The following is a 17,092-nucleotide window of genomic DNA, read 5'->3' as shown; positions in this document are numbered from 1 at the left end:
CTCTGTCGTCCGACTGCGACGGCTGTCCTGTCGTCAGGTCAGATCATGCCGGACGGCCGCCGTCGGCGCTGGACCCGCCCGCGGCTTCGGCCGCCGCTTCCCGCGCACGGGCCGCGGTCTCCTCGGCCCTGCGCAGGTGCTCCGCCGCCTTGGCCTCGTGGATCTTCGCCATCCGCAGGTGGTAGTCCGGCTTGTCCTGCTCGTAGATGTCGGGGATGCCGTCGAGGTCCTCGTCGCGCTCCTCGTCCTCGATGAGCGCCTTGTACTTCCGGTTGCGCATCTTGAGCAGGACGCACGCGACGACCGCGGCGATGAGCGAGCCGATCAGGACGGCGGCCTTGATCTCGTCGGTGAGGACGGGGTCGTCCGTGAAGGCCAGTTCCCCGATCAGCAGCGAGACCGTGAAGCCGATGCCGGCGAGCGAGGCGACGGCGAGGACGTCCGGCCAGGCGAGGTCGTCGTTGAGTTCCGCCTTGGTGAAGCGGGCGGCCAGCCAGGTGCCGCCGAAGATGCCGAGGGTCTTGCCGAGGACGAGGCCGAGCACCACGCCGAGGGGCTCCGGCCGGGTGAAGACCTGTCCGATGGACTCGTCGGAGAGGGAGACGCCGGCCGAGAACAGGGCGAAGAGCGGGACGGCCAGACCGGCCGAGACGGGCCGGACCATGTGCTCGATGTGCTCGCCGGGGGAGTGCTGCTCGCCTTCCTTGCGGTGGCAGCGCAGCATCAGGCCCATGGCGACACCGGCGATGGTGGCGTGCACGCCGCTGTTGTACATCAGGCCCCAGATGACCAGGGCGAGCGGGACGTAGACGTACCAGCCGCGCACGTTCACCCGGAGCAGGAACCAGAAGAGGAGCAGGCCGGCGACGGCGCCGCCGAGCGCCAGGAAGTTGATCTCGCTGGTGAAGAACACCGCGATGATCATGATGGCGAACAGGTCGTCGACGACGGCCAGCGTCAGCAGGAACGCGCGCAGGGCGGACGGCAGCGAGGTGCCGATGACGGCGAGGACGGCGAGCGCGAAGGCGATGTCGGTGGCGGTCGGGACCGCCCAGCCGTCCGTCGAGCCATTGCCGAGCACGTTGGTCAGTACGTAGACCAGCGCGGGTACGGCCATGCCGCAGATCGCGGCGATCACCGGGAGCGCGGCCGCCTTGGCGTCGCGCAGGTCGCCCGCGACGAGCTCGCGCTTGAGCTCGATGCCGGCGACGAAGAAGAAGATGGCGAGCAGGCCGTCGGCCGCCCAGTGCTGGAGCGAAAGGTCCAGGCCGAGGGAGGCGGGCCCGATGTGGAAGGAGCGGACGCTGTCGTAGCTCGCCGCGATGGCGGGCACGTTCGCCCAGATGAGGGCGGCGATCGCGGCCACGAGGAGGAGGACGCCGCCGACCGTCTCGGCGCGCAGGGCGTCGGCCACGAAGCGGCGCTCGGGCAGCGAGAGGCGGCCGAGGAGCTTGCGGTTCTGGCTGTCGGTGGGGCTGGGCGCGGCCACGGGGGGCACCTCCGGGGTGGGTTGGACGGCATGGCGAAACACGTTGCCGACCAGACTTCCCGGCGCACCCTGTGGAGTAGTTCTTTAACCATCTAATACTTTACAGGGTGTACGCGTGGGCGTATCCGGTGATCGTCACTTTATGTGCGAAAGGGGCATCCGGCGCGGCGCGCCGGATGCCCCTTTCACCGTGTCGTACGGCTAAGACGGGCGCCGTCAGTCCTCGCTGCCCGCGGCCGGCAGCTTGCTCTGGATCAGGTCCATGACCGAGGAGTCCGCGAGCGTGGTGACGTCACCGACCGCGCGGTTCTCGGCCACGTCGCGCAGCAGGCGGCGCATGATCTTGCCCGAGCGGGTCTTCGGCAGCTCCTGCACCGGCAGGATCCGCTTCGGCTTGGCGATCGGGCCGAGCGTGGCACCGACGTGGTTGCGCAGCTCGCCGACCAGCGTGTCCGTCTCGGAGGCGCTGCCGCGCAGGATCACGAAGGCCACGATGGCCTGGCCGGTGGTCTCGTCGTTCGCGCCGACGACCGCCGCCTCGGCGACCGAGGGGTGCGAGACGAGCGCCGACTCCACCTCGGTGGTCGAGATGTTGTGGCCGGACACCAGCATCACGTCGTCCACCCGGCCGAGCAGCCAGATGTCGCCGTCCTCGTCCTTCTTGGCGCCGTCGCCCGCGAAGTACTTGCCCTCGAAGCGCGACCAGTACGTGTCGACGTACCGCTGGTCGTCGCCCCAGATGGTACGCAGCATCGACGGCCACGGCTCGGTGAGGACCAGATAGCCGCCTCCGCCGTTCGGGACCTCGTTCGCCTCGTCGTCCACGACGGTGGCGGCGATTCCGGGCAGCGCGCGCTGCGCCGAACCGGGCTTGGTCTCGGTGACGCCGGGCAGCGGGGAGATCATCATCGCGCCGGTCTCGGTCTGCCACCACGTGTCCACGATCGGGCAGCGGTCGCCGCCGATGTGCTTGCGGTACCAGATCCAGGCCTCGGGGTTGATCGGCTCGCCGACCGAGCCCAGGACGCGCAGGCTCGACAGGTCGAACTTCGCGGGGATGTCGTCGCCCCACTTCATGAACGTACGGATCGCCGTCGGCGCGGTGTAGAGGATGGTGACGCCGTACTTCTGCACGACCTCCCAGAACCGGCCCTGGTGCGGGGTGTCCGGCGTGCCCTCGTACATGACCTGGGTGGCGCCGTTGGCGAGCGGCCCGTAGACGATGTAGGAGTGCCCGGTCACCCAGCCGATGTCGGCGGTGCACCAGTAGACGTCGCTCTCCGGCTTCAGGTCGAACACCGCGTGGTGAGTGTACGAGGCCTGCGTGAGGTAGCCGCCGGAGGTGTGCAGGATGCCCTTGGGCTTACCCGTGGTCCCCGAGGTGTACAGGATGAAGAGCGGGTGCTCCGCGTCGAAGGCCTGCGGCGCGTGCTCGGCGCTCTGGCGGTCGACGATCTCGTGCCACCAGACGTCGCGGCCCTCGGTGAAGGCGGTGTCCTGGCCGGTGCGGCGCACCACGAGGACGTGCTCGACCTGCGGGCACTTGGCGACGGCCTCGTCGATGGCGGGCTTCAGCGCGGAGGGCTTGCCCCGGCGGTAGCCGCCGTCGGAGGTGATGACCAGCTTCGCGTCGGCGTCCTGGATGCGGGAGGCGACGGCGTCGGCGGAGAAACCGCCGAAGACCACGGAGTGCGCGGCGCCGACGCGGGCACACGCCAGCATCGCGACGACCGCCTCGGGAATCATCGGCAGGTAGACGGCGACCCGGTCGCCGGCCTCCACACCCAGCTCGGTCAGGGCGTTCGCGGCCTTGGAGACCTCGTCCTTGAGCTCGGCGTAGGTGATCGAGCGGCTGTCGCCGGGCTCGCCCTCGAAGTGGATGGCCACGCGGTCGCCGTTGCCGGCCTCGACGTGACGGTCCACGCAGTTGTACGCGACGTTCAGCTTGCCGTCCGCGAACCACTTCGCGAAGGGCGGGTTGCTCCAGTCGAGCGTTTCGGTGGGCTCGGTGTCCCAGCTCAGCCGCCGCGCCTGCTCGGCCCAGAAGCCCAGCCGGTCCGCGTCGGCCTGTGCGTACGCAGCCTCAGTCACATTGGCGGCGGCGGCCAGATCGGCGGGCGGTGCGAACCGCCGCTCCTCCTTGAGCAGATTGGCCAGGCTTTCATTGCTCACGACGCATCTCCCTTTCCCAGGGTGTCCGTTGTGTCCCCGGTTGTGTCCCCGGGCATAGCTCATCAGTCAATGGCCCGGGTGACAAGAGGTTGCCGGGAATTGGTGTAGACCTATTACCCGGCCGGGCCGACGCACGAGTGGCCCCCTCCCGCCGCAGGGTGCGGGAAGGGGCCACCGAGTGGCACGGATACGGGAGGGTATCGGTTCAAAGCTCCCGCTCAAACGGGTTCTACCCGTTCGGTCGTTTGGCCGTTCAGCCGCGCAGCGCGCCCGCGCCGACGGTGTCGAAGACCCGGCAGTCGAAGAAGTCCTCCCCCTCCGACAGCAGGTACGCCTGCGCCTCGCCGACGTGGAAGTACATCCCGTGCAGCTCCAAGGTGCCCTCGGCGAGGCGCCGGGCCACCGATTCGTGCGCCCTCAGGTGCTCCAGCTGCTGCACCACATTGGTCAGGCACAACTGCTCCACGGCGTCCGCCGGCAGCCTCCCGGAGATCCGCGCCCAGGCGTGATGGCGGCTGGCCATCCGCTCCAGGCTCGGCAGCCCGTGCCGCAGCCACCGCCGCAACGGGGTCATCGGCACCCCGGGCGCGGAGCTGAGCAGCGCCTGCATGGCCCCGCACCCCGAATGCCCGCACACGGTGATGCTGTCCACCTTCAGGACGTCCACGGCGTACTCGATGGCCGCCGCGACCGAATCGTCCGTGGACTCGGCCCCCGGGAGCGGGACGAGATTGCCGACGTTGCGCACCGTGAACAGGTCCCCGGGGCCGCTGGCCGTGATCATGCTGGTCACCAGGCGGGAGTCCGCGCAGGTGAGGAAGAGCTGGGAGGGCCGCTGCCCCTCCCGGGCCAGCCGTGCCAGCTCCTCGCGGACGTGCGGAGCCGTGTCCCGCTGGAAGGCGCTGATCCCGTTGGCCAGTTGACCGGCGCCGCGCCCGCGAACCGTCACCGGTGCGGCGGGCGCGAGGGGCGCGGAGAGCGGGGCCGCGCTCGCGGCCTCCGGCGCGGTACGGGAATCCGTGGCCCGGTGGTCGCAGTGGTTCTGCCACGGCGTCCAGGGCCGGCAGCACTGGTGATCCCCGCGCTGCGCACCCCGGTGGGCCCGATCCGCGAGCTGGGCCCACTCGGCCCGCGCCGGCTGCTGCGTCTCCTCGGATCCGGAGATCCTGGCCCCGGAGCGGCCGGTCACCTCCAGCGAGCCCCCGTGTGCCAGATGGGAGTCCCGCCAGTCCTGCAGGGTTTCGTAGGCGGCGTGGTCCATGAACGAGCCGTCCAGTTCGATGACGGCGTGCCCGTTGCCCGGGATCTGGTTCAGCACCCGGCTCAGCCGCGGTACCGCGAGGAAGGTCAACTGGCCCCGCGCCCACACCCGGTGGACCCCGCCGTCGAGCCGCTCGACGGTGATCCGGGTCCGGGCCAGGCGGTGCAGGGCCAGGGCGACGGCCATCGCGATGCCGATGGCGACGCCCTCCAGCACTCCGCCGAGCACCACGGCCACGATGGTCGTGGCGTAGACCAGGAACTCGCGGTGCCGGGTCACGGTGCGCAGGTGCGTGGCGCTCACCATCTGCACGCCGACCGCCATCACCAGCGCGGCGAGCGCGGCGAGCGGGATCAGGTCGAGGACCGGCACGAGCAGTCCGGCGGCGAGCAGGACCCAGAGGCCGTGCAGCATGGACGACCTCCGGCTGACCGCACCGGACTTGACGTTGGCCACGCTGCGGACCGCGACGCCCGTGATGGGCAGTCCGCCCAGCGCGCCCGAGACGATGTTCGCCGCGCCCTGGCCGCGCAGTTCGCGGTTGAGGTCGGCCCTGGCCGGGCGCTTGCCCGTGGTCCGCTCGGAGGCGATCAGCTTGTCGGTGGCCACCGCCGAGAGCAGCGACTCCACACTGCCGACCAGGGTGATGGTCAGCACGGCGGCGATGATGCCGAGGACCGGCCCCTCGGGCATCTCGGGCAGTGCGTGGCTGCGCCAGGACGGCAGGTCCACGCGCGGCAGGGAGAGCCCGGCGAGGGCCGCGAAGGCCGTCGCGGCGGCGACGGCGGCGAGCGCGGCCGGCACCTTGCGCAGGGCCTGCCCGAACCGGCCGGGCAGCCGGGGCCAGCCGAGCAGTACGACCAGCGTCAGCACGCTGATGCCGAGCGCGACGGGGTGCAGGTCGGCCAACTGCGCGGGCAGCCCCTGGACGTTGGCCACGGCGGAGCTCTGCGGGGTGCCGCCGAGCACGATGTGCAGTTGCGCCAGGGCGATCGTCACGCCGATGCCCGCGAGCATGCCGTGCACGATGGCCGGGCTGACCATCAGCGCGGACCGGGCGGTCCGCAGCGCGGCCAGGCCGAGCTGGCAGCAGCCCGCGAGGACCGTGATGGCGCAGGTGGTACGCCATCCGTAGTGCTGGATCAACTCGGCGGTGACGACGGTGAGTCCGGCCGCGGGGCCGCTCACCTGGAGGGGTGCTCCGCCGAAGCGTCCGGCCACGATGCCGCCGACCGCCGCGGCGACGAGTCCCGCCTGGAGCGGGGCTCCGGTGGCCAGGGCGATGCCGAGGGAGAGCGGCAGGGCGATCAGGAAGACGGCGATGGAGGCGGAGAGGTCGGCGGAGAAGCCGGCGGATGAGCCTCTCGCGACGGGTGGGGGGGACGTGGTGGTGGGGGTGCTTGTCATGGGTCCCGTCTCCTCGGGGGAGGGGTGAAGCGGCGGGATTCTCAACACTCGGTAAACGAACGGTAATGGAGAGTAAAGCCCGGTGGTAGGTAATACGGGCAAATGGCCTAGGAATTAGCGCTCGCGAGTGAATAGGCATTTAGTCCGGCTTGTCACACCTTCCTAAAAACGGACCGCATGGGACGTTGCGGCGCGGAAGTCCTGCGACGGAACTGCGAGGGAAGAGGTGCGGCGGATGACTGCCACCACGAGGAGGGGCGCCACGAAGAGCGGCGCCACGAAGAAGGCCGCGTCGAAGCGGATCGGCGGCGGTCTGGTGGCCACGGCGCTGGTCCTGACAGTGGCCGGGTGCAGCGCCTCCGAGCCCGCCGATCGTCCGGCCCCCGGAGCCCACGCGGCCAAGAAGGGCGCGGCCGCGCCGGAAGGACCGGCGCCGGGCAGCGTCAAGCGGCTCATCGGGGACGGCTCGACCTCGTACACGGGCCTGCAGCCGAACGTACAGAAGGCCGAGAAGCTGAAGCCCGGCGAAAAGCCGCCGCAGTTCGTCGTCTATTCGTGGGACGGGGCGGGAGAGGACAGCCAGAGGCTCTTCTCGCATTTCCGTGAGGTGGGCAAGAAGTACAACGCCCGTATGACGTACTTCCTCAGCGGCGTGTACATGCTCCCCGAGGAAAAGCGTTCCCTCTACACCGCGCCCCAGCACTCCCCGGGCCGCTCCGACATCGGCTTCGGCGACCCCCAGGGCATCAAGGACACCGCTCTCCAGGTGCGCGAGGCCTGGCTGGAGGGCAACGAGATCGGCACCCACTTCAACGGCCACTTCTGCGGACCGGAGGGCGGCGTCGGGACCTGGTCCGTCGAGGAGTGGAAGAGCGAGATCAACCAGGCGAAGTCGTTCGTCAAGAACTGGAAGACGAACTCGCCGGCCCTCAAGGGCATGGAGGCGCTCCCGTTCGACTACGACAAGGAGATGATCGGGGCCCGCACCCCCTGCCTCGAAGGCCAGAAGAACTTCATGCTGGCGGCGAAGGAGATGGGCGGCTTCCGCTACGACTCCAGCGGCATCAGCAAGCAGATCTGGCCGAAGAAGACGGACGGCCTCTGGGACATCCCGCTCCAGCTGGTCCCCATGCCGGGCCGCGCCTTCGAAACGCTCAGCATGGACTACAACTACCTGGTCAACCAGTCCGGTACGACCACGCAGGGCGATCCCTCGCAGCACGCGTACTGGGGCGAGCAGATGCGCGACGGCCTGGTCAAAGCCTTCGAGCGGACCTACCAGGGCAACCGCGCGCCGCTGATCATCGGCAACCACTTCGAATCCTGGAACGGCGGCACCTACATGCGTGCCGTCGAGGACTCCATCAAGACCATGTGCACGCAGAAGGAGGTCCGCTGCGTGCCCTTCCGCGAGCTGGTGGACTGGCTGGACGCCCAGGACCCGAAGGCCCTGGAGTGGATGCGCACCCTCGATGTCGGCGAGGCGCCCAAGGCGGGCTGGAACACCTTCCTGACGGCGGGGCCGCCGGCCAAGCCGGCCGCCCCCGCCGGGGTCAAGCCGGCTGAGGAGCCGGCAGAAGAGAGTCAGAACGAGGAGTGAGCAGCTCCCGTAGGACGAAACCGGGGTCGACCTGATCCGCCAGGTCGACCCCGGTCTTCGCGTTGCCCCAGCTCTCCGCGTTGCGCAGGTGGAAGTGGACCATCTGCTCGGTGTACCGCTCCCAGTCGCGGTGCGCGTAGGAGTCGTCCGCGGCGTCCTGGAGCGCCTGCAGGGCCAGCCGGTTGGTGGCCTCCAGCAGCTCGAAGGCGGCCGGACGGCCCTTCTCCATCGCCCGCACCCAGTCCGACTGCCCGACGGTGACCAGCAGGTCCTCGCCGGCCGCGTCCTGGAGGAACTCGATGTCCTCCGGACCCTGCACCTTGTTGCCGACGACCTTCAGCGTGATCCCGAAGTCCCGCGCGTACTCCTTGTACTGGCGGTAGACGGAGATGCCCTTGCGGGTCGGTTCGGCGACCAGGAAGGTCACGTCGAAGCGGGTGAACATGCCGGAGGCGAAGGAGTCCGAACCGGCCGTCATGTCGACGACGACGTACTCGTCCGGGCCGTCGGCGAGGTGGTTGAGGCAGAGCTCGACCGCGCCGACCTTGGAGTGGTAGCAGGCCACGCCCAGGTCGGACTCGGTGAACGGCCCCGTCGCCATCAGCCGGACGGGCTCGCCGTCGAGGGTGAGGGTGCGCGCGCAGGCGTCGTAGACGGGGTTGTCCTCGTCGACCCGCAGCAGCCGGGAGCCGGCGCCGGGCGGAGTGGTCTTGATCATCGTGTCGGCGGAGGCGATGCGGGGGTTGGAGCCCCGCAGGTAGTCCTTGATGAGGGGCAGGTGCGCGCCCAGTGCGGGAAGCGAGGCCGCGTCGTCCTCGCTGAGCCCGAGCGCGGTGCCCAGGTGCTGGTTGATGTCGGCGTCCACCGCGACGACACGGGCTTCATTGGAGGCGAGGTGGCGGATGAAAAGGGAGGACAGCGTGGTCTTGCCGCTGCCGCCCTTCCCCACGAAAGCGATCTTCATGTTCACGAAGGGTAGTGGGTCGGTGGCTTTGTGTTGTATGCCTGAGTGAAGAAGACCACTCCAAGGAGGGGTCGGTGCTATGGGGGAGCAGTGCGTAGGCTCCTTACTTATGAGTAGCGCCTCTGCTTCCGCCGCCTCTTCCGCTTCCTCCGCCTCGGGCTCCGCCTCGGGCTCCGCCTCGGGCTCCGCCTCGGCCTCGTCCGGAGCCGCCGCCGACCCGCTCGCCCCGCTGGCCGGCCTGCCGGGCGTCGCCGAGTCCGTGGATTCCGTCCGCAAGGCCGTGGACCGGGTCTACGGCCACCGCGTCATGCGCCGCCGCGCCGGGGAGATCACCTCGGAGGCCGCGCTGCGCGGGGCCCGCGGGAGCGCGGCGCTGTCCGGGGCGGACTGGGCGCTGGAGGAGGTCCGCCGCCGGACCGATTTCGGCTCGGAGCCCCAGGCGCGCACGGTGGGTGCCGCCCTGCGTCTGACGGCGGAGGCGGGCCAGCTGCTGAGCATCTGGCGCCAGTCGCCGCTACGGGTCCTGGCGCGGCTCCACCTGGTGGCCTCGGGTTCCACGGCCGACGGCGACGTGGTCGGCCGGCCCCGGCTGGCCGGTGAGCCGGTGGACGAGCCGCTGATCGACCTGCCCCTGCCCGACGCGCAGGAGGTGGCGGGCCGGCTGGACGGGCTCTCCCGCCTGATCATCGCGGGCGGCTCCGCTCCGGCGCTGATCACGGCGGCGGTGGTGCACGGCGAGCTGCTCGCCCTGCGTCCGTTCGGCTCGTACAACGGCCTGGTCGCGCGGACGGCGGAGCGGATCGTACTGATCAACAGCGGCCTGGACCCGAAGGCGATCTGTCCGGCGGAGGTCGGCCACGCGGAACAGGGCCGGGAGGCTTACGTGGAGGCCTTCGAGGGCTACGTCTCCGGGACGGCGGAGGGGATGTCGGCCTGGATCGCGCACTGCGGCCGTGCGATCGAGCTCGGGGTCCGCGAGTCGACGGCGGTCTGTGAGGCGCTCCAGCGCGGCGCGGCCTGACGGGGCCGGACATGGGTTGCGGCGACACCGTACTGCTCTGGTGTCGCCGCTGGCACTTACGCCCAGTTACCAAGCGTCCTCGATGATTGCCCATCAGGTCGGGAGCTTTGCCCGTCACCTGGTGCGGCTGGCCCGTAATCGACGGGTCGACGTCGCGTGGGTGCTCGGCGTTCATGCTTCGGTCCGTGGGCCATACTGCGTTTTAAAGATGATCCTCTCGGATGTTCTTTGGTCTCGCGGGCCTTGACTCCTTTGTACTCCGCTTCGGGGTGGAGCGAAACCCCTGGCCGCATTTCTTTGCTTTCCGGGGCGATTCCGGATGTATCGGACATCCGGAATCCGAGCAGGTCAGCGGGATGCTGCGGCAGCCAGTGCGCGCCGTCGGCTCGCGTACCAGACCAGTCCGGCGGTGGCCGCGGCCGCGCCCACCGCGGCTGCGGCGACCAGCGCCGGCCGTGCGGGCATCGACAGTCCCGGCAGCCGCTGCTTCAGCCGTACCGGCCGGTTGAACACCAGCACCGGCCACTCGCGCGCCACCGCCTCCCGCCGCAGTGCCCGGTCGGGGTTGACCGCGTGCGGATGTCCGACCGCCTCCAGCATCGGGATGTCGGTGGCCGAGTCGCTGTACGCGTAGCAGCGCGCGAGGTCGTACCCCTCGGACTCCGCGAGTTCCCGTACGGCCTCCGCCTTGGTCGGGCCGTAGGCGTAGTACTCGATCTCGCCGGTGAAGCAGCCGTCCTCGCCCACGACCATCCGCGTGGCGACGACCCGGTCGGCGCCGAGCATCTCGCCGATGGGCTCGACGACCTCGGCTCCGGACGTGGACACGATCACCACGTCGCGGCCCGCGGTGTGGTGGGCCTCGATGAGGGAGGCGGCCTCGTCGTAGATCAGCGGGTCGATGAGGTCGTGCAAGGTCTCGGCGACGATCTCCCGGACCTGCTGCACGTTCCACCCCTTGCAGAGGGCGGACAGGTACTCCCGCATCCGTTCCATCTGATCGTGGTCGGCGCCGCCGGCCAGAAAGATGAACTGCGTGTAGGCAGTGCGCAGCACGGCCCTTCGGTTGATCAGGCCGCCCTGGTAGAAGGACTTGCTGAACGTCAGAGTGCTCGACTTCGCAATGACCGTCTTGTCCAGGTCGAAGAAGGCTGCGGTGCGAGGCAAGGAGTGCGGCAAGGGCTGATTTTCCACGACCCGAGCATATGCGCCCACCATTCGGCGTAAAGTGCGGCGCGTGGGTTTGCCTGAGAAGCCTCTCGGGTACACCATGGAAGTCACGGATCGTTCGCGACCGTGCTAACCCGGTCTGGCTCCTCCCCCCCCGAGTCGGACCGTGGGGACGACCCCCGCTCTCCCCCCCGGCGGGGGTCGTCGCATGTCCGGACGCGGTTCGCGTCCCTGCTTTCGACCCCAAGTGATCATTCCTCGGTCCTCCTCGTCTTCGAGGGGCCCGCGCGTCGAAGGCCCTCACCTCCACGAACTCGTCACGGTGCGTAGTCGTTCCGGCGCGCTCCGGAACTCACCTGTTGGGGTGAGTGAGTTATTCACAATGAGGCGGCTGTCCACGGTTTTAGAGCAAGATCCACTTCTTTTCCCCGATCCCGTCACGGTGATTCCGGCCGCGAAGTCCGCGGCGCTGGATTTGCGGTGAGAAGGAGGCGGAGATCGTGGCTGGATCGAAGTCGTGTGAAGTCCGGGATCTCGCGGTGGCGGGCGGGGGCGGGCTGAATCCCGGGGCCGGCGGGCCTGCGGCCGCAGGTGGACGGCCGCTGATCATCACCGAGGATCCCCTGCTGCTCGACGACCTGCTGCGGCTGTGCGCCGCCGCGGGGGCAGAGCCGCATGTGCACCACGCGGTGCCCGAGCAAAGCGGAGCCGATCGTGAGAAGGGCGACGGGAGTGACGGGGGCGCGTCGGGCGCCTCGGGTGTTGCAGGTGTTGCAGGTGTCGCGGGGGTCGGCTGGGAATCGGCGCCGCTCGTGCTGGTCGGCGACGATGCCGCCCGGCGGGTGCGCGGCGCACCCCGCAGGGACGGGGTCTTCCTCGTCGGCAGGGATCTGGACGACCCCCACGTGTGGCAGCGAGCGGTGGAGATCGGCGCCGAGGAGGTGCTGACCCTCCCCGATGCCGAGAGCCGGCTCGTCGACCGGATCGCCGATGTGGTGGAGGGGGCCGGGCGGCCCGCCCTCACGGTCGGGGTGATCGGGGGCAGCGGCGGAGCCGGAGCCTCCACCCTCGCCTGCGCCCTGGCCCTGCGGGCCGCCAGGGCCGGCGAGCGGACCATCCTCATCGACGGCGACCCCCTCGGAGGCGGGATGGACGTCCTCCTCGGAGGCGAAGCCGCCGAAGGACTGCGCTGGCCCGATTTCGCCGCCTCGCGCGGCCGGGTCGGCGCCGGAGCCCTGGCCGAATCCCTGCCCGAGCTGCACGCCCTGCGGGTGCTCAGCTGGGACCGCGGAGACCGGGTCGTGGTGCCGCCCGCGGCGATGCGCTCGGTGGTGGCCGCCGCGCGGCGCCGGGGCGGCGTCGTCGTGGTCGACCTGCCGCGCCGGGTCGACGAAGCCGTGGCCGAGGTGCTCGCGCAGCTGGACCTGGTACTGATGGTGGTGCGGGGCGAGTTGCGGGCGGTGGCCGCCGCCGGCCGGGTGTCCGCCGGAGTCCGCATGGTGGCCCGCGACGTCCGCGTGGTCGTACGGGGCCCGGCGCCCGGCGGACTCGACGCGGAGGCCGTCGCCGGACTGCTGGGGGTGCCGCTGGCCGGCGAAGTGCCGGTCGAGGTGGGGCTCCCGGGCCGGGTGGCCGAGGGCGAGCCCCCGGGAGCGCACGGCCGGGGCGCCCTCGCCCGCTTCTGCGACGGCTTCTGGCAGCGCGCGCTCGGCTCCGCCCAGGGGGTGTCGGCATGAGCGCCGTACTCCTCGACGCGGTGCGCCAGCGGCTCGCCGAGAGCGGGGCGGAGCCCACCCCGGCGCGGGTGGCGGCGGCCCTGCGCGCACAGGGCCGGCTGCTGGGCGACGCGGAAGTGCTCGGCGTCGCCGCGGAACTGAGGTCCGAACTGGTCGGCGCGGGCCCGCTGGAGGCGCTCCTCGCCGACGCCGAGGTCACCGACGTCCTGGTGGCGGCTCCCGACCGGGTGTGGGTGGACCGCGGCGGCGGGCTGGAGCTGACCGGGGTGACCTTCGCCGACGCGGCCGCCGTGCGCAGGCTCGCCCAGCGGCTCGCCGCCGTCGCCGGACGCAGGCTCGACGACGCCCGGCCCTGGGTGGACGCCCGGATGCCCGACGGCACCCGGTTGCACGCCGTACTGCCTCCGGTGGCCGTGGGCTCGGCATGCCTGTCCCTGCGGGTGGTGCGGCCGCGCGCCTTCACGCTGGAGGAGCTGGTCGCGGCGGGGACCCTGCCGCCCGGCGGGCAGCGGCTGCTGGGGGACATGGTGCGGGCCCGCCTGTCCTTCCTGGTCTCGGGAGGGACCGGCACCGGCAAGACCACCCTGCTCAGCGCCCTGCTCGGGCTGGTCGGCCCCGGGGAGCGGATCGTGCTCGCCGAGGACTCGGCCGAGCTGCGGCCCGACCATCCGCACGTGGTGCGGCTGGAGACCCGGCCGGCCAACCAGGAGGGCGCCGGCCAGGTCAGCCTCGCCGACCTGGTCCGCCAGGCGTTGCGGATGAGGCCGGACCGGCTCGTCGTCGGCGAGGTCCGGGGCGCCGAGGTCGCGGATCTGCTGGCCGCCCTCAACACGGGTCACGAAGGCGGCTGTGGCACGGTCCACGCGAATGCCGCCGCTCATGTACCGGCCCGGCTGGAGGCCCTCGGGACGGCCGCCGGGCTCGACCGGGCCGCGCTGCACAGCCAGTTGGCGGCGGCCCTGACCCTGGTGGTCCACCTCGTACGGGACCGGGCCGGCCGCCGCCGGGTCGCCGAGGTGCACGTCCTGGAGCGGGACCCGGCCGGGCTCGTGGTCACCGTGCCGGCGCTGCGCTGGGGCGCCCGGGGGTTCGTACGGGACCGGGGCTGGGAGCGGCTGCGCCCGCTGCTCGCGGGTGCCCGGTGAGCGCCGCGGCGGTGGCGGCGCTCCCGGTGTCCGCCGGGGTGCTGTGCGCCGGAGCGGCCGCCTGGGCGCTGGCCGGGGCCGACCGGGTGCCCCGGCGGGCCAGGGCGGTACTGGCCGGGGCGGGGCCGCCGGTACCGGCAGGGCCCGCGCCCTGGGAGCGGCTGGTGGCCGGAGTCCGGGTCCGGGCAGCGCGCAGCCGGGAGTGGGCCTGCCTCGCGGCCGGGCTGGCGCTCGCACTGCTGGGCGGGTCGGTGATCCCGCTGCTGGCCGGGGCGGCGGCGGTGCCGCTGGTGCGCCGGTGGCTGCGGGCCGGGGAGCGGGCGCGGTCCCGGACGGCGCGGGCCGCCGAAGTGGTGGCCCTGTGCGGAGCGGTGGTGGGCGAGCTGCGCGCCGGTGCGCAGCCCGGCCGGGCGCTGACCGAGGCGATGCGCCGGACGGTGTCGGGTCCCGGCGGTCCGGGACCCGCGGAGGCCGGGGTCCTGGCGGCTGCGGCCTTCGGCGGGGACGTGGCCGCAGCACTGCGGCAGGCGGCACGGGAGCCCGGCGCGGAAGGGCTGGCGGCGATGGCGGCCTGCTGGCGGGTCTCGGTGGACGGCGGAGCCGGGCTGGCCGCCGGACTGGACCGCCTGGAAGGAGCCCTGCGGGCCGAGCGGGACCGCGAGGAATCCCTGCGCGCCCAGCTCACGGGAGCGAGATCGACGACTGCGGTCCTCGCCCTGCTCCCGGGGGTCGGTCTGCTGATCGGCACCGGGCTGGGGGCCGACCCGCTGCGGGTGCTCCTGCACACGCCGGTGGGGTGGGGCTGCCTGCTGGTGGGCTCGGTGCTGGAGGCTCTCGGGCTGCTGTGGTGCCGGCGGATCGTACGGGTGGGGGAGCGGTGATGGACGGCTTCGCGATCCACAGGCTGGGGACGGTCCTGTGCCTCGCGGCGGGGGCGCTGTGGGCGGCGTCCGCGGTGGCGGCGCGCATCCGGGAGCGGGCGGCCCGGCGCCGGCTCACCCGGCTGCTCGCGGTGGGGGCGGCGCGCAGGCGGCCGCCGGCCGGGCCCCGGCTGCGGGCGGCGGTGATGCCCTGGGCCGGGCCGGCCGGAGCGCTGGCGGCGGCCTGGTTGCTGCTCGGCGGGCCGGCGGGCGCGGCGGCCGGCTGCGCGGCGGGCTTCGCGGTCCGCAGGTGGCTCACGCGGCGACGGCCGGCCGCGGGGGTGGACCTCGGGGAGGCGGAGCGCCAGCTTCCGTTCGCCGCGGACCTGTTGGCCGCGTGCTTGGCGGCCGGAGCCGGTCCGGTGGACGCCGCCGAGGCGGTCGGGGAGTCCCTGGGCGGCCCGGTGGGCGACCGGCTGGCGATGGCCGGGGCGGAGCTGCGGCTCGGCGGCGAACCGGGCTCCGCGTGGGGGAGGTTGGCGGAGATACCGGGAGCACGCGCCCTGGCCGAATGCCTGGAGCGATCCGCGCGTACGGGGGCGCCCGCCGCGGAACCGGTATCCCGGCTCGCGTCGACGCTCCGGGCGGACCGCGCTCGCCGGGCGGGAGCCCGGGCGCAGCGGGCGGCGGTCCTCGTCACCGCGCCGGTGGGCCTGTGCTTCCTTCCCGCCTTCCTCGCACTGGGAGTGGCACCGGTGGTGATCGGAATGGCCTCCGGCCTCCTCTCCGGCAGCTGAAGAGCCATCCGAAGGGCCGCGCGAAGGGCCGCGAAGGCCAGGCGCAGGGCCAGGTACAGGGCCACGTGCAGGGCCATGTGCAGGACTACTTGAGGGGTCATCTGAAGATCCGCCTGAAGGGCCGGCCGAATTGGCCATCTGAAATGACCATCTGCCATCTGAGATCTGAGATCACGTCAAAAAGCTGAATCAACTGGAGGTTGTCATGTCGATCATCTGGATTCGCGTGCGGGCGGCTGTCGCGGCAATCGCGGGCCTGGCGAGGCCGGCGGGACTGAAGGGGCGTGGGGGCGACGCGGGGATGTCCACATCCGAATACGCCATGGGCACAATCGCGGCCTGTGCGTTCGCGGCCGTTCTGTACAAGGTGGTGACGAGTGAACTGGTCTCGACGGCACTCCAGTCGACCATCGGGAAGGCACTCGATGCGCCGTTCTGACCGCGGATATGTGACGGCGGAAGCGGCCCTGGTGATTCCGGCGCTGGTGCTGTTCGCGGCGCTGCTGGTGTGGGCGCTGATGGCGGCAGCCGCGCAGATCCGGTGTGTGGACGCCGCTCGGGCCGGTGCCCGGGCGGCGGCCCGGTCGGAACCGCCGGGAGCGGCGGTTGCGGCAGCCGTGGCCGCCGCCCCGCCCGGGGCGCGGGTGGAGCTCTCGCGGACGGGTGACCTGTGGCGGGTCCGCGTCTCGGCTCCCGCCCCGGGCCCGGCCGCGATGCCGGTCCGCCTCACCGCCCTGGCCGCCGCCCTGGCCGAGGACACCGTGGGGCCGCCGCCGTGACCGGGACGTGTGCGGGCGCGCGGGACCGGGGGTCGGCCACGGTGTGGGCGGTCGTGGTGGTGACCGTGCTGGTGGCGGTGTTCGGCGGGGTGCTCCTGCTCGGGCAGGCGGTGGTCTCCCGGCACCGTGCCGCGGCCGCCGCCGACCTGGCCGCCCTCGCGGCGGCCGCGAGCTGGGCCCACGGTCCGGAGGCCGCCTGCGCCACGGCGGTACGGGTGGCGGTGGCGCAGGGCGCGCGGGTCACCGAGTGCGTGGTGACGGGCGAGGTCGCGGAGGTCACCGCCCGCGCCCCGACGGGCCCCTTCGGACCGGAGCTGAGGTCCCGCGCGGGCCCGCCGTTGCCCGCGGAGCCCCGGTGAGGGGGCCTCCACAAGGCCGGGTCCCACGAACCCGCGGCCGGGCCGGGCGCAGACACCCGGGCAGGCGGCCTGGCAGGGGCCCGGGTGCCGGGGCGGCGGGCCAAGCACGGGCCCGGGTGCCTGGTCGGTCGGGCGCGGGAGGGACCGGGGTGCCTGGGCGGTCGGGACTGGGCGGGGCGGGGGTACCCGAGCGGCCGACCTAGATGAATGAGTCCAAGGGATCGCCTGCGGACATGAGACGAGGGCGTCCAACGTCGATGTGTGACGAACGACCTGGACACCCTCGCAACGGCACTCTATGCCCGGATCGACGACGAGTTGAAGGCTTCGCC

14 protein-coding genes are annotated in these 17,092 nt (G+C 72.2%); 9 read left to right on the top strand and 5 right to left on the bottom strand.

Annotated elements, in window-relative coordinates:
• Positions 1-43: 43 nt before the first annotated feature.
• The 3 genes from nhaA to MTF69_RS03185 all read right to left on the bottom strand — a co-directional run bounded on the left by nhaA (position 44) and on the right by MTF69_RS03185 (position 6,329).
• Entirely contained in the window at positions 44-1,489 is a 1,446-nt protein-coding gene (gene nhaA / locus MTF69_RS03195; RefSeq protein ID WP_243330512.1) for a Na+/H+ antiporter NhaA, read from the bottom strand.
• Between the two features lie 216 nt (positions 1,490-1,705).
• A complete protein-coding gene (gene acs, locus MTF69_RS03190) occupies positions 1,706-3,661 on the bottom strand; it encodes an acetate--CoA ligase (protein ID WP_243330509.1) in 1,956 nt (651 codons plus the stop codon).
• A gap of 253 nt (positions 3,662-3,914) precedes the next feature.
• On the bottom strand, positions 3,915-6,329 hold the full coding sequence (locus tag MTF69_RS03185; protein WP_243330507.1) for a SulP family inorganic anion transporter: 2,415 nt from the start codon (positions 6,327-6,329) through the stop codon (positions 3,915-3,917).
• A 235-nt stretch (positions 6,330-6,564) separates the two neighbouring features.
• Between MTF69_RS03185 and MTF69_RS03180 the strand changes: the two genes are divergently transcribed.
• Entirely contained in the window at positions 6,565-7,929 is a 1,365-nt protein-coding gene (locus tag MTF69_RS03180; RefSeq protein WP_243330505.1) for a hypothetical protein, read from the top strand.
• Here MTF69_RS03180 and MTF69_RS03175 read toward each other — a convergent pair.
• The gene (locus MTF69_RS03175) at positions 7,883-8,893 is read right to left on the bottom strand and encodes an ATP-binding protein (protein ID WP_243330503.1); all 1,011 of its coding nucleotides are present in this window, start codon (positions 8,891-8,893) and stop codon (positions 7,883-7,885) included. The two genes, MTF69_RS03180 and MTF69_RS03175, sit on opposite strands and share 47 nt — an antisense overlap.
• A 109-nt stretch (positions 8,894-9,002) precedes the next feature.
• On the opposite strand from MTF69_RS03175, the gene MTF69_RS03170 reads away from it, so the two are divergent.
• Complete coding sequence (locus tag MTF69_RS03170; RefSeq protein WP_243330501.1) at positions 9,003-9,914, top strand: oxidoreductase; 912 nt, start codon at positions 9,003-9,005, stop codon at positions 9,912-9,914.
• 348 nt (positions 9,915-10,262) lie between these two features.
• Here the strand turns inward: MTF69_RS03170 and MTF69_RS03165 are convergent, their stop codons facing one another.
• Complete coding sequence (locus tag MTF69_RS03165) at positions 10,263-11,132, bottom strand: HAD family phosphatase (protein ID WP_243330498.1); 870 nt, start codon at positions 11,130-11,132, stop codon at positions 10,263-10,265.
• A gap of 509 nt (positions 11,133-11,641) precedes the next feature.
• On the opposite strand from MTF69_RS03165, the gene ssd reads away from it, so the two are divergent.
• The 7 genes from ssd (at position 11,642) to MTF69_RS03130 (ending at position 16,760) form a co-directional block, all read left to right on the top strand.
• Entirely contained in the window at positions 11,642-12,820 is a 1,179-nt protein-coding gene (gene ssd, locus MTF69_RS03160) for a septum site-determining protein Ssd (RefSeq protein WP_279345363.1), read from the top strand.
• Positions 12,817-13,965, top strand: a complete 1,149-nt coding sequence (locus tag MTF69_RS03155) for a TadA family conjugal transfer-associated ATPase (protein ID WP_243330496.1) — start codon at positions 12,817-12,819, stop codon at positions 13,963-13,965. The genes ssd and MTF69_RS03155 overlap by 4 nt, the downstream gene beginning before the upstream one ends.
• Positions 13,962-14,846, top strand: a complete 885-nt coding sequence (locus MTF69_RS03150) for a type II secretion system F family protein (RefSeq protein ID WP_243330495.1) — start codon at positions 13,962-13,964, stop codon at positions 14,844-14,846. The genes MTF69_RS03155 and MTF69_RS03150 overlap by 4 nt, the downstream gene beginning before the upstream one ends.
• Positions 14,846-15,622, top strand: coding sequence for a type II secretion system F family protein (locus tag MTF69_RS03145; RefSeq protein ID WP_243330493.1), 777 nt, complete (start codon positions 14,846-14,848; stop codon positions 15,620-15,622). Before MTF69_RS03150 ends, MTF69_RS03145 begins: the two co-directional genes overlap by 1 nt.
• A 205-nt stretch (positions 15,623-15,827) precedes the next feature.
• On the top strand, positions 15,828-16,061 hold the full coding sequence (locus MTF69_RS03140) for a DUF4244 domain-containing protein (protein WP_243330490.1): 234 nt from the start codon (positions 15,828-15,830) through the stop codon (positions 16,059-16,061).
• Positions 16,048-16,401, top strand: a complete 354-nt coding sequence (locus MTF69_RS03135) for a TadE family type IV pilus minor pilin (protein ID WP_243330488.1) — start codon at positions 16,048-16,050, stop codon at positions 16,399-16,401. The genes MTF69_RS03140 and MTF69_RS03135 overlap by 14 nt, the downstream gene beginning before the upstream one ends.
• Positions 16,398-16,760, top strand: coding sequence for an Rv3654c family TadE-like protein (locus MTF69_RS03130; RefSeq protein ID WP_243330486.1), 363 nt, complete (start codon positions 16,398-16,400; stop codon positions 16,758-16,760). The genes MTF69_RS03135 and MTF69_RS03130 overlap by 4 nt, the downstream gene beginning before the upstream one ends.
• Positions 16,761-17,092 lie beyond the last annotated feature (332 nt).

Source organism: Streptomyces sp. AP-93, assembly GCF_022808175.1.
Classification (GTDB): domain Bacteria; phylum Actinomycetota; class Actinomycetes; order Streptomycetales; family Streptomycetaceae; genus Streptomyces.
The sequence above is the reverse complement of the archived record's forward strand: the minus strand, read 5'-3'. Positions and strand labels throughout refer to the sequence as shown.

Bases quoted from the DNA above. Each gene is read 5' to 3' on its own strand.
- MTF69_RS03135 (WP_243330488.1), top strand. From the start codon at position 16,048: ATGCGCCGTTCTGACCGCGGATATGTGACGGCGGAAGCGGCCCTGGTG.
- MTF69_RS03145 (WP_243330493.1), top strand. From the start codon at position 14,846: ATGGACGGCTTCGCGATCCACAGGCTGGGGACGGTCCTGTGCCTCGCG.
- MTF69_RS03140 (WP_243330490.1), top strand. From the start codon at position 15,828: ATGTCGATCATCTGGATTCGCGTGCGGGCGGCTGTCGCGGCAATCGCG.
- MTF69_RS03185 (WP_243330507.1), bottom strand. From the start codon at position 6,329: ATGACAAGCACCCCCACCACCACGTCCCCCCCACCCGTCGCGAGAGGC.
- MTF69_RS03180 (WP_243330505.1), top strand. From the start codon at position 6,565: ATGACTGCCACCACGAGGAGGGGCGCCACGAAGAGCGGCGCCACGAAG.
- MTF69_RS03165 (WP_243330498.1), bottom strand. From the start codon at position 11,132: ATGGTGGGCGCATATGCTCGGGTCGTGGAAAATCAGCCCTTGCCGCAC.
- MTF69_RS03170 (WP_243330501.1), top strand. From the start codon at position 9,003: ATGAGTAGCGCCTCTGCTTCCGCCGCCTCTTCCGCTTCCTCCGCCTCG.
- MTF69_RS03175 (WP_243330503.1), bottom strand. From the start codon at position 8,893: ATGAAGATCGCTTTCGTGGGGAAGGGCGGCAGCGGCAAGACCACGCTG.
- MTF69_RS03155 (WP_243330496.1), top strand. From the start codon at position 12,817: ATGAGCGCCGTACTCCTCGACGCGGTGCGCCAGCGGCTCGCCGAGAGC.